Consider the following 12,582-nt stretch of genomic DNA (forward strand, 5'->3'; position numbering starts at 1 on the left):
GAGTCCGACGTCGTCCTCGCGTGTCCGGGCATCAGGGCAGGGACGCGCCGTGCAACAGCGCGACCAGGTGCACGCGCGAGCTCACGCCGAGCGTGCGGTAGACGCCCGTCAGCCGCAGTTCGACGGTGCGCAGCGAGAGGAAGAGCGCGGCGGCGATGTCGCGGTTGCGAAGGCCCTGACTGACCAGCGCGACGACATCGCGTTCCTGAGCGGTGAGCGAGCGTCCCCGATCGGCGGGACGCGGCGCGGCACGCAGTACCGGCCGATCCGTGGTCGGCAGACAGCGGTCACGCGCCGCGCGGAGGCGAAGGCGCTCGATCGGCGAATCATCGGTGCGCCAGATTGCCTCCGCCTCGCGGAACGCGGCGGCGCCGTCGCGATCGCTGCGGCAGACGGCGCGCGAGCGCGCCACCGCGAGCGTCGTCCACCGGCGCGGGGTGCGGACGGACGCCGCTTCGAGGCGGGCGAGGATGCGGCGCGCATCCGCGCGGTGACCGCTCAACCAGAGCGCTTCGACCAGGTCGGCGTCACAGCGCAGCAGCGACGGATCCTCGCAGGGCACCGCTTCTCGCGCGGCCTCGAGGGAAGCGACCGCGTCGTCGAAGCGCCCCTCCGCGAGAGCGGACCCCCCCTCGAGGACGGCGAACCACGGCAACGGCGTCGGTGTGCCCTCGCGTCGGGAGAGATCGCGCCCGCGGCGGACGAGCTCGCCCGCCCCGGGTCCGAGTGGATCGAGCGCGGCGGCGCTCGCGAGCACGAGGACGTCGGACACCTCGGATGGGCGCCCGGGGACCCACTCGCGCCGCCAGGCGGTGACGGCGTCGCGCGCGGCGACAGGATCACCGCCACGCACCTCCGTCGTCACGAGGAGGCGCCGCAGCTGATCGCGCCAGTACGGCTGCGGACGCGGCCGGCGTTCGAGGAGCGCGTGGATGCCGCGTCGCACGGTGGCGTACTCCTCACGCAGCACGGCGGTGCTCAACGCGAGGAGTTCCTGCTCGATCGGGGTATCCCCCTCCGCGACGTCCGCGGCGAGGCCCGTGTCGACGGTGACGGGGAGCAGGACGTCGGCGCCCAACTCGTCGAGGAGGCGGGCGAGAAGCGCCGTCTCGGTCGAGGCGACGCCCCGCGCGACGGAGAGGACGACCAGATCGTGCGCGCGCTCCGTCTCTCCGCGCCACAGATGCAGCCGGGCACTCTCGCACAGAAGACGTTCGGCCGCGCGCGGGTCGTCGGTCTCCGCCGCCACACGAAGCATCGCGTCGTCGACGATCTGATCGGCGGCCGTCGTCGCCCGCAGCCACGCCAGCGCCGCGCGAGTGCGCACGTCGGGGTCGCTCGGTACTCCGGCGCGCCGGAGGTAATGCTGACCCCGCACATCGTGTCCCTGCATCACGAGAGCCTCGCCGAGGTCGACGAGGAGGCCGCATCGTGAAGCGTCGTCGATGCGCCCGCCCAGAGCGCGCTCCGCGAACTCGACCGCCGCCGACGGTTCGCCGTCGCGGGCAAGATCGACCGCGGCGACCAGGAGACGTTCGCGATCGGCGTCGGGCTCGGCGTGACTGCGGTGCCACAGGTGGGTCGCGGGGTAGTTCTCCGCGTGCTCCTGGGCAGCCCGGATGTGCAGCCGGGACCGCTGGTCGGCGGAGAGCGAGGCGAGCAGGCGCAGGCGGAGCGCGGGGTCGGCGATTCGTGCGAGCTCTCCGTGGACGGCGACGAGGCCCGCGTCGATGAGGGTAGCCATCTCGATCCCGAGGGCTGAGGCGGCGGCGCGCAGGCGGTCGTGCCCGAAGACCGGCCCGATGCACAGGAGGTCCATGAGCTCGGCGACGCGGGGGTCGGAGAATTCCCGGTCCGCCCGCCCACGGCGGTCTGTGTCGTCGTCCGCGAGTCGGAGCGGAAGCGGCAGCGGATCGTCGCCCGCCGCCTCGCACGGGGTGAGGCGCACGCGCGAGAGGATGGCGGGATCGCCGCCGACGGAGCCCGCCACCGTGGCGAGTACCGCGAGGGCCGCGCCGGGTCCGAGAACCGCGCGTCCGAGGTCGAGCGACTCGTCGAAGGACAGCCGCTCGAGACGGGAGTGCCGCAGGCCGGCGAAATCGCGCCTGCGGTCAGCGGTACCCGCCGTCGCCACCACGCTGAGGCCGGTTCCCCGCAGTCGACCGAACACGTAGGACAGCACGGTCAGGCTCGCGCTGTCCACCTGGTCGAGATCGTCGATGACCACGACGTCGGGCTCGTCGTGAACGAGATGAAGGGTTCGGCTGAGCTCTTCGGCGAGGAGGTGCTCGGGCCAGTCGCGGCTGCGCGCGAGGACGGTGTCGACGGCGCTGCGTCGCTCGCCGCTGAGACCCGTCGCCAGGGCGGAAAGCCCGGAATACTGCCACATGCGCTCGTTCGGGCTCGCCGTGATGACGACGGCGTCGTGCCGAGCTGCGATCTCGCGAGCCAGAGCGGACTTCCCGATGCCCTTCTCCCCGGTGAAAAGGCACCCTGCGCCCCCGGTGGTTTCGATGACGTCTTGCGCGATGCGTTTCTCGCGCGCACGACCGATAAATGGCATCCCACGTCCCCACTGCGTCGTCCGGAGCGGGAGATCGATCTCCCGGGGCCGGATCAGGATGCCCCCCGATCGAAGGCTAAATCGCGCTTCGGGCAAAGGCAAGGGGTGGCGCGACGAGGAGACGACGAGGACCGGATGCCGATGGCATCCGGTCCTCGTGGCGAGCGTGAACGCTCAGTACTCGCGGTCGATGAGCTGCGGCGGCACCTGATCTGCGGCGACCTCGTCGACGAAGAACGCCGTACGACGGCGACCCTTCGCCCCCGCGGCGGGAACGCTCTGGTAGCTCGCCCCGGCCAGGGCGAGGCCAAGGGCCGCGGCCTTGTCGGCGCCGGCGATGACCATCCAGACGCGCTTCGAGCTGTTGATGACGGGACGCGTGAGCGAGACCCGCTCGCTCGGCGGCTTGGGGGACTCCCGCACGGGCACGGTGGCCCGGTCGGTCACCGAGATCTCGGGGCGGTCCGGGAACAGCGAGGCGATGTGCGCGTCGGGGCCGACACCGAGGAAGCAGATGTCGAACGACGGCCAGGGGCCCGTCTCGCTGCGATCCGACGGGGCGAACTGCGCGAGCTCGTCGGCGTAGGCGATCGCCGCGGTGTCGAGGTCGACCCCGTCTTCGCTGGATGCCACGGTGTGAATGTTCTCTGCCGGGACGTCGATGTGATCCAGGAAGGCCTCGCGCGCCTGCTTCTCGTTGCGGTCGTCGCTGTTGCGCGGCACGAACCGTTCGTCGCCGAACCAGAAGTGCACGAGCGACCAGTCGATGTCGGCGACGCGCTCGTCGCGCGCGGCGGTGCGCAGGACCGCCCCGCCCATGGTGCCGCCGGTGAGGCAGATGTGCATGCGCTTGCCCTCGGCGACACGCTTGACGATGCGGTTCACGAAGCGGGTGGCGACGTACTCGGCGAGGGCGTCGGCGTCGCGCTTGATGATGACGCGCTTGGCCGAACCGTCGCTCACGACCCGCTCCTCTCGCTCGCGGCGTGCAGCAGATCGTGTCCGTCGGTGATCACGCGACCGTAGAGCAGGTCGGGGTCGAGGCGGCGCAGTTCTTCGGCCAGACACTCGCGGAGCGTGCGGCGCGGGAAGGCGAGGTCATGCGTGGGCTGCCCGGGCTGGCGGAGGATAGCGACCCCCGCCTCGGGACGCTCGAGCAGCGTGTCGCCGCTCGCGCGCGTGAGACGGACCGACTTGATGCCGCTCGCCCACTCGTCGGCCGGGAGGTAGGCGTAGTCGACGGGAGCGTCGAGCTTCATGCCCAGCCACGCTGCGAGCAACGAGGTCGAGGGGGAGTCGGCCGCGCCGCGCACTTCGATCGCGGTGACCGGCTCGTACGGCGGCTGATCGAGCACCGCCGCGAGCTGCTCGCGCCAGCGCGTGAGGCGGGTCCACGCGAAGTCGGTGTCGCCGGGGGCGTAGTGCTCGCCGAGTTCGGCCACCCACGCGGCGGGATCGGCCTGCGACGAGGCGTCGGTGATGCGGCGCTGCGCGATGCGTCCGATGGCCGAGCGCGAGGGGTTGGCCGGAGCCTCGGCCGGCCACCACGCGACGACCGGGGCGTCGGGGAGCAGAAGACCCGTGACGAGGCTCTCGGCGTTGGAGCCGGCAGCGCCGTGGGCACGCAGGACGACGACCTCGCTGGCACCGGCGTCGCCGCCGACGCGGATCTGGGCGTCGAGACGGGGTTCTTCGTCTTCGTCGCCGAACAGCACGGCGATGACGCGCATCGGGTGCTCGCGCGACGCGTCGTTCGCGGCCTCGATGACCTCTTCTTCGGCGCCGTGGTGCGTCACGATGATGAGCGTCAGCACGCGGCCGAGGGCGACGGCGCCGCCCTCTTCTCGCACGCTGACGAGTTTCTTCGAGATCGCGCTGACGGTGGTGTCGGGCAGGTCGATGATCACGGGCGCCTCCAGGTGCGGCCGTCGCGGGCGAGGAGTTCGTCGGCGGATGCCGGCCCCCACGACCCGGGCGAGTACTGTTCGAGCGGACCGCCCTCGGCGGCCCAGAACTCCTCGATCGGGTCGAGGATCTTCCAGCTGAGCTCGACCTCCTCGTGCCGCGGGAACAGCGGCGGGTCGCCGAGCAGCACGTCGAGGATGAGGCGCTCGTAGGCTTCGGGGCTCGCCTCGGTGAAGGCGTGCCCGTAGCCGAAGTCCATGGTCACGTCGCGCACCTGCGTGCCGTCGCCCGGGACCTTCGAGCCGAAGCGGATCGTGACGCCCTCGTCGGGCTGCACGCGGATGACGAGCGCGTTCTGCCCGAGCTCCTGCGTCTGGCTGCGCGAGAACAGCTGCTGAGGGGCGCGTTTGAACACCACGGCCACCTCGGTGACGCGGCGCCCGAGGCGCTTGCCGCTGCGGACGTAGAACGGCACCCCCGACCAGCGGCGGGTGTTGATCTCGAGCTTGATCGCCGCGTACGTCTCGGTGACCGACTCGGGGTTCATGCCGTCTTCCTCGAGGAAGCCCCGCACCTCTTCGCCCCCCTGCCAGCCGCCGGCGTACTGCCCTCGGGCCGTGGACTCGGCGAGATTCTCGGGCAGACGCACCGCCGCGAGCACCTTCTCTTTCTCGGCGCGGAGGTCGGCGGCGTTGAAGCTGATGGGCTCCTCCATCGCCGTGAGCGCCAGCAACTGCAGGAGGTGGTTCTGGATCACGTCGCGCGCCGCGCCGATGCCGTCGTAGTAGCCCGCGCGACCACCCACGCCGATGTCCTCGGCCATGGTGATCTGCACGTGGTCGACGTAGTTGCGGTTCCAGATCGGCTCGTACAGCTCGTTGGCGAAGCGCAGCGCGAGGATGTTCTGCACCGTCTCTTTGCCGAGGTAGTGGTCGATGCGGAAGATCGCGTCGGCGGGGAAGGCGCTCTCCACGACCTCGTTCAGCTCGCGCGCCGAGGCCAGGTCGTGTCCGAACGGCTTCTCGATGACGACGCGGCGCCAGCCGGTGGTGTCGTCGGCCGTCTCGCCGACGAGCCCGGACGCCTTCAGCTGCGTCGTGACGAGGGGGAAGGCCTTCGGTGGGATCGAGAGGTAGTACGCGTGGTTGCCCATGGTCCCGCGCTCGGTGTCGAGCTTGTCGACGGTCGCGCGCAGGCGCTGGAACGCCTCGGGATCGTCGAACTCGCCCTGGACGAAGCGGATGCCCTCGAGCAGTTCTTTCCACGTCTCGTCGCGGAACTCGGTGCGGGCGTACTTCTTGACCGAGTCGTAGACGACCTCGGCGAAGTCCTGATCCTCCCAGTCGCGACGGGCGAAGCCGACCAGGGCGAAGCCCGGGGGCAGCAGACCGCGGTTGGCGAGGTCGTAGACCGCCGGCATGAGCTTTTTGCGCGACAGGTCGCCGGTGACGCCGAAGATCACGAGGGCACTGGGCCCCGCGATTCGGCTCAAACGGCGATCCTCGGGATCGCGCAGGGGATTGTGACCCGGTGTGATCTCTACGACCATGTCTTACTGTGCCGCCTCGAAGAGTGAGAGCACTTCGACCTGCGGGTCGGTCAGCGTCAGCGTGACGACGGGACGGCCGTGGCCCTCCGCCAGCACGCTCGCGTCTCCCGCGGCCTGTGCCTGGATGAGTTGTCCGAACGTGAACGGTCGACCGGGGATCTCGAGGTCGACGTCGGTGCGTTCGGTGATCTGGAGGAAGACGCCGGTGGCGGGTCCTCCCTTGTGGTACTGGCCCGTGGAGTGCAGGAAGCGGGGACCCCATCCGAAGGTGGTGGGACGACCCGAATCCGCGGCCACGAGTTCGCGCAGGCCCGCGAGCTGCGCGAGCTCGAGGCGGTTCACGTAGGCCTGGATGCTGAAGTAGCCGTCTGCGGCGACCCGCTCGTACAGGGCCGCGAGCACGCCCGCGACCGTGCCGCTGGCGGCCAGAGCGGGGTCGGACACCCGTACCTCGACGCCGCCCTCGACGAACGCCGGCGCGGTGGGAGCCGGCTGCGCCTGCAGCAGACCGCGGGTCGCTTCCTTCGCCGACTCGACATCGGGCTGATCGAACGGGTCGATCCTGAGCATCCGGCCGGCGATCGCGGTCGCGTACTCCCAGACGACGAACTGGGCGCCCAGCGATCCGCTGACCAGCACCTCGTCGGTGTGGCGTTCGAACAGGTGGAACGCCGATGCGTCGTCGACGAACCGGACGACCTGCAGGTCGTCAGGTCGGGAGTCCAGCTCGGGTGAGACGGGAAGCAGCACCACGGGAAGGATGCCGGAGCCGTCCTTGCCCGTCGACTCGGCGACGAGCTGCTCGATCCAGTCGGGCAGACCCACGATGTGGCTGCCGTCGGTGACCAGGCCGAGCTTGTCGCGGCGCAGCGCGCCACCGCCGGCGATCGCGGCGGCCAGGACGAGCGCCGGGTTCTCGGGGGAGTCGATCGCGACCTCGAGGAGTGTGGCATCCGCCTCGTCGAGGAGGTCGTCGATGTCGACTCCGGCGAGCCCCGTGGGAACGAGACCGAACGCGGTGAGGGCGGAGTAGCGCCCGCCGACCTCGGGGTCGGCGGTGAAGACCCGGTAGCCATCGGCTCGCGCCGACTGCTCCAGCGGCGAGCCGGGATCGGTCACCACGACGATGCGCTCGGCCGGATCGATGCCGAGGTCACGGAACGCGGCCTCGAAGGCGCGTTTGGCGGAGTCGGTCTCGATCGTCGAACCGGACTTGCTGGAGACCACCAGGACGGTCTGCGCGAGACCGCCCGACTCGGCGTCGCCGTCGATCGCGGCGAGCACCTGCCCGGGAGAGGTCGAATCGAGGACGACCAGCGGAACGCCGGCGGTCTGGGCGATGACCTCGGGCGCGAGCGACGAACCGCCCATCCCCGCGAGCACGACGCGGGTCACGCCCTGCGCGACGAGGTCGTCGCGCAGGGCCGTGATCTCGGGCACGAGCGGGCGCGAGACGGAGACCGCTCGCACCCACCCGAGCCGACGGGAGGCTTCGTCTTCAGCGGCCGGGCCCCAGAGGCTCGCGTCGCCGGCGGTGATGCCCGACGCGACCAGCGAGCCGGTCAGGCCCGGCAGCTCGGCCGACACGACCGAGCCGACGTGGCCCGTGACCTTGACCGCGAAGCTCACTTGGCGGCCTGGGCGCTTCCGGCCTCGAGGGCGGTCTTGACGGTGTCTTGCAGTTCGTGCCAGGAGGCGATGAACTTCTCGACGCCCTCGTCTTCGAGCGTCTGCGTCGCGTCGGCGACGTCGACGCCCGCGGCGGCGAGGCGGTCGAACACCTCGTGCGCGTCGGCGTAGGCGCCCGTGACGGTGTCGCCGGCGATCACGCCGTGGTCGAACGTGGCCTCGAGCGTCTTCTCGGGCATCGTGTTCACGGTGCCGGGGGCGACGAGCTCGGTCACGTAGAGGGTGTCGGGTAGCGCCGGGTCCTTCACGCCGGTCGACGCCCACAGCGGACGCTGCACGGTCGCGCCCGCGTCAAGCAGCTTCTTGGCGCGGTCCTCCGAGAACTTCTTCTCGAAGAGCTCGTAGGCCAGACGCGCATTGGCGATGCCCGCCTTGCCCTTGAGGTCGGCGGCCTCGTCGGTGCCGAGGGTCGCGAGACGCTTGTCGATCTCGGTGTCGACGCGCGAGACGAAGAACGACGCGACCGACTGCAGGGTCGAGATGTCGTGGCCGGCGGCCTGCGCCTTCTCGACACCGGCGAGGTAGGCGTCGATGACCTCTTCGTAGCGCTCGAGGCTGAAGATGAGCGTGACGTTGACCGAGATGCCCGCACCGATGACCTCGGTGATGGCGGGCAGGCCCGCCTTGGTCGCGGGGATCTTGATCAGCACGTTCTTGCGGTCGACGCGCGCCGACAGATCCTTGGCCTGAGCGACGGTCGCCTCCGTGTCGTGGGCGAGGTCGGGTGAGACCTCGATCGACACGCGGCCGTCGACACCGCCGGTGGCCTCGAACACGGGGAGGAAGATGTCGCACGCGTCACGGACGTCGTCGGTGGTGATCGAGAAGATCGCCTCGTCGACGTCGGCACCGGCGGCGGCGAGCTCCTTGACCTGGCCCTCGTACGCCTCGCCCTTCGAGAGGGCTCCGGCGAAGATCGTGGGGTTGGTGGTCACGCCCGAGACGTTGCGGGCGTTGATCAGCTCGGCGAGATTGCCGGACTGGATCCGCTGACGCGACAGGTCGTCGAGCCAGATGCTGACGCCGGCGGCGGCGAGGTCTGCGGTGGGAGTGCTCATGTCGTTAATCTCCTCGGATTACTTCTTGGCCGCGGCGAGCGAGTCGCGCGCTGCCTCGACGACGGCCTCGGCCGTGATGCCGAACTTCTGGAACAGGGTCTTGTAGTCGGCCGACGCACCGAAGTGGTCGATCGCGACGGAGCGTCCGGCGTCGCCGACGATCCCCGCCCAGCTGAGGGCGGAGCCGGCCTCGACCGACACGCGCGCCTTGACCGACGCGGGCAGCACCGACTCGCGGTACGCCTCGTCCTGCTCGGCGAACCACTCCAGCGACGGAGCCGACACGACGCGGGCGTGCACACCCTCGGCGGCGAGGGTCTCGCGCGCCTCGACGGCCAGCTGCACCTCGGAACCGGTGGCGATCAGGATGACGTCGGGCTCGCCGTTGGCGGCCTCGGCGAGCACGTACGCGCCCTTGACGGCGCCCTCCGCGGAGCCGAACTCGTCACCGGATGCCGCGCCCTCGCCGCGGGCGAAGACGGGGATGTTCTGGCGGGTGAGGGCGATACCGGCGGGGCCGGCGGTGCGACGAAGCAGCTCGAGCCACACGACGGACGTCTCGTTGGCATCCGCGGGACGCACGAGGGCGAAGTTCGGGATGGCGCGGAGCGTCGCGAGCTGCTCGACCGGCTGGTGAGTGGGGCCGTCCTCGCCGAGCGCGACGGAATCGTGCGTCCAGACGAAGATGGTCGGGATGTTCATCAGGGCGGCGAGGCGCACCGGCGGGCGCATGTAGTCGCTGAAGATGAGGAACGTGCCGCCGAAGGGCCGCGTGGGTCCGTGCAGCACGATGCCGTTGAGGATCGCTCCCATCGCGTGCTCGCGGATGCCGAAGTGCAGCACACGACCGTAGGGGTCGCCCGACCACTCATGCGTCGACCACGACGAGGGGATGAAGGACTTGGCATCCTTGATCGTCGTCAGGTTCGACTCGGCGAGGTCTGCCGAACCGCCCCAGAGCTCGGGGAGCTCGGCGGCGAGGGCGTTGATGACAGTGCCGGACGCGGCGCGGGTCGACACGTCTTTGCCTGCCTCGAAGGCGGGCAGGGCATCGGCGATCCCCTCGGGCAGCTCGCGCGCCTGCAGGCGGTCCCACAGCTGCTTGCGTTCCGGATACTTCGCGGCCCACGCGTCGAAAGTCGACTGCCAGGCGGCCTTCTCGGCCTCGCCGCGCTCGACGAGCTGACGGGTGTGGGCGATGACGTCATCGGCGACGGCGAAGTGCTGCTCGGGATCGAAGCCGAGCACCTCCTTCGTGGCCTTCAGCTCGTCGGCGCCGAGAGCGGAGCCGTGGATCTTGCCGGAGTTCTGCTTGCCGGGGGAGGGCCAGCCGATGATCGTCTTGAGGATGATCAGCGAGGGCTTGCTCGTCTCACCCTTGGCCGCCTCGATCGCAGCGTGGAGTTCGGCGACGTCTTCGACGTACTCGCCGGTCTTCTTCCAGTCGACGGTCTGCACCTGCCAGCCGTACGCCTCGTAGCGCTTGGCGACGTCTTCGGTGAACGCGACGTTGGTGTCGTCCTCGATCGAGATCTGGTTGGAGTCGTAGATCGCGATGAGGTTGCCGAGCTCCTGGTGGCCGGCGAGCGAGGAGGCTTCGCTCGTCACGCCCTCCTGGAGGTCGCCGTCACCGGCGATGACGTACACGAAGTGGTCGAAGGGGCTCTCGCCGGCGGGGCTCTCGGCGTCGAAGAGGCCGCGCTCGTAGCGCGCGGCGTACGCGAAGCCGACGGACGAGGCCAGACCCTGGCCGAGCGGGCCGGTGGTGATCTCGACGCCGTCGGTGTGACCGAACTCGGGGTGGCCGGGGGTCAGCGAACCCCACGTGCGCAGCGCCTCGAGGTCCGTGAGCTCGAGGCCGAAGCCGCCGAGGTAGAGCTGGACGTACTGGGTGAGCGACGAGTGACCCGCCGACAGGATGAAGCGGTCGCGGCCGGGCCAGTGCGTGTCGGCCGGGTCATGGCGCAGCACCCGCTGATACAGCAGATACGCGGCCGGGGCCAGCGACATCGCGGTGCCGGGGTGACCGTTCCCCACTTTCTCGACGGCATCCGCCGCCAGAATGCGGGCGGTGTCCACCGCGCGCCGATCGATTTCATCCCATTCGAAGTCCGACAAAACGGTGCCTCTCTCGATCTGCGCCCGTTCACGACCGACGTCCGCGCTCACCACCGTAGGAGTGGGAGGGGGGTGGGGGTGTCGTCGCGGGGCGCGCGTTCACCGCCAGCATAGCGAGAACCCGCGACGCTGTTGCGGATCGTGACGGGGCTCGACAGGCGGCCGGGCGTGTGGTGCGGATGGCATAGAATCAGGGAGGTTCTTTACGCGCTACCCCGGGGGACGATGGACATCTCGACGACGTCGCACGTCACTGCGACGACCGATCGCCGCTCCGTCGGACGCACCGTGCGGGCCTACGTGGCCCTGACGAAGCCTCGCGTGCTCGAGCTGCTGCTCGTCACCACGGTTCCGGTGATGATCCTGGCTCAGGGCGGCCTGCCCGACCTGTGGCTGATCTTCGCCACGGTCATCGGCGGCTCGCTGAGCGCCGGGTCGGCGGCCGCGTTCAACATGTACCTCGATCGCGACATCGACGCGCACATGCAGCGCACCGAGAACCGTCCGCTCGTGACCGGCGAGGTCTCGCCGCGCGGTGCACTCGTGTTCGCGTGGACGCTCGCCGCCGTCTCGACCGTCTGGCTGTGGGTATTCACCAACCCGCTGGCCGCCGGGCTGTCGGCCGCGGCCATCTTCTTCTACGTCGTGATCTACACGATGATCCTCAAGCGCCGCACCGAGCAGAACATCGTGTGGGGCGGTATCGCGGGCTGCTTCCCGGTCCTCATCGGCTGGTCGGCCGTCACGGGATCGCTCTCGTGGGCGCCGCTCATCCTCTTCGCGCTCGTGTTCCTGTGGACGCCGCCGCACTACTGGCCGCTGTCGATGAAGTACGCCGCGCAGTACGAAGAAGTCGACGTCCCGATGCTGGGCGCCACACGGAGTGGATCCCAGGTGGGTCTGCAGGTCATCCTCTACGCGTGGGCGACCGTCGCCTGCTCGCTTCTGCTGATCCCCGTGGCATCCATGGGTCTGGTGTACACCGTGTCGTCGCTGGTGTTCGGCGGCTGGTTCATCTACGAATCGCACCGCCTCTACTCCCGCGCCGTGCGCGGCGGCGAGCCTCGTCCCATGCGCGTGTTCCACGCGTCGATCACGTACCTCACACTGCTGTTCGTCGCGATCGCCGTCGACCCGCTGCTGCCCTTCTGATCTGATTCGCCAGCGCCCGTCCCTCATCGGGGCGGGCGCTTCGGCGTTTCGAGGAGTGCCGCGCGCGGATGCCGTCGCGACCCCGGATGCCAATCGACCGCGACGCGGATGGGTGTGGGCGTCGACGGGTGTGGGCGGAGAGGCCGCGGGAGCGGAGGAGGTTCCGCCGGTGGAGGACCGCCGCCGCGGCATCCGTCCTCCGCTCGCGGAATCTCCTCCGGTGGGCGGGTGGCGCGCGCCGCGGCGTTCGGTGGAGGGCGTGGATGCCGCGGGGACGCCACGGGAGCGGAGGAGGTTCCGCCGGGGGGAGGATCGCCACCGAGGCATCCATCCTCCGCTCGCGGAATCTCCTCCGGTGGGCGGGTGGAGTCGAGGCGCGAGGCGGAGTCGAGGAGCGGGGTGGAGCCGACGCGCGAGGTCGAGGGACGCGAACGCGCCCGCCCCCGGAAGGGGGCGGGCGCGTTCATACGAGCGGGCTCAGCGACGCGGGGCGTCGTCTCCGGCGGCGCGCTGGGGGGCGCCGTGGCCGGCCTCCGCCGTGGCGCGGG

The 12,582-nt window shown here is 70.5% G+C and carries 8 protein-coding genes; 1 reads left to right on the forward strand and 7 read right to left on the reverse strand.

Going from position 1 to position 12,582, the window contains the following annotated elements; translation table 11 throughout:
- Positions 1-31: 31 nt before the first annotated feature.
- The 7 genes from RWP81_RS00640 to tkt all read right to left on the reverse strand — a co-directional run bounded on the left by RWP81_RS00640 (position 32) and on the right by tkt (position 10,882).
- Positions 32-2,563, reverse strand: coding sequence for a LuxR family transcriptional regulator (locus tag RWP81_RS00640; protein WP_314451264.1), 2,532 nt, complete (start codon positions 2,561-2,563; stop codon positions 32-34).
- A gap of 174 nt (positions 2,564-2,737) precedes the next feature.
- The gene (pgl, locus tag RWP81_RS00645) at positions 2,738-3,526 is read right to left on the reverse strand and encodes a 6-phosphogluconolactonase (RefSeq protein WP_314451266.1); all 789 of its coding nucleotides are present in this window, start codon (positions 3,524-3,526) and stop codon (positions 2,738-2,740) included.
- Complete coding sequence (locus RWP81_RS00650; protein WP_055955168.1) at positions 3,523-4,470, reverse strand: glucose-6-phosphate dehydrogenase assembly protein OpcA; 948 nt, start codon at positions 4,468-4,470, stop codon at positions 3,523-3,525. Before RWP81_RS00650 ends, pgl begins: the two co-directional genes overlap by 4 nt.
- Positions 4,467-6,017, reverse strand: a complete 1,551-nt coding sequence (zwf, locus tag RWP81_RS00655) for a glucose-6-phosphate dehydrogenase (protein WP_055955165.1) — start codon at positions 6,015-6,017, stop codon at positions 4,467-4,469. The genes RWP81_RS00650 and zwf overlap by 4 nt, the downstream gene beginning before the upstream one ends.
- A 3-nt stretch (positions 6,018-6,020) precedes the next feature.
- A complete protein-coding gene (locus tag RWP81_RS00660) occupies positions 6,021-7,646 on the reverse strand; it encodes a glucose-6-phosphate isomerase (protein WP_314451270.1) in 1,626 nt (541 codons plus the stop codon).
- Entirely contained in the window at positions 7,643-8,764 is a 1,122-nt protein-coding gene (gene tal / locus RWP81_RS00665) for a transaldolase (RefSeq protein WP_055955159.1), read from the reverse strand. Before tal ends, RWP81_RS00660 begins: the two co-directional genes overlap by 4 nt.
- A gap of 18 nt (positions 8,765-8,782) precedes the next feature.
- A complete protein-coding gene (tkt, locus tag RWP81_RS00670) occupies positions 8,783-10,882 on the reverse strand; it encodes a transketolase (RefSeq protein ID WP_314451274.1) in 2,100 nt (699 codons plus the stop codon).
- Between the two features lie 225 nt (positions 10,883-11,107).
- On the opposite strand from tkt, the gene RWP81_RS00675 reads away from it, so the two are divergent.
- The gene (locus tag RWP81_RS00675; RefSeq protein ID WP_314451276.1) at positions 11,108-12,034 is read left to right on the forward strand and encodes a heme o synthase; all 927 of its coding nucleotides are present in this window, start codon (positions 11,108-11,110) and stop codon (positions 12,032-12,034) included.
- The last annotated feature ends 548 nt before the right edge of the window (positions 12,035-12,582 follow it).

It is taken from the genome of uncultured Microbacterium sp., assembly GCF_963521695.1.
Lineage (GTDB): Bacteria > Actinomycetota > Actinomycetes > Actinomycetales > Microbacteriaceae > Microbacterium.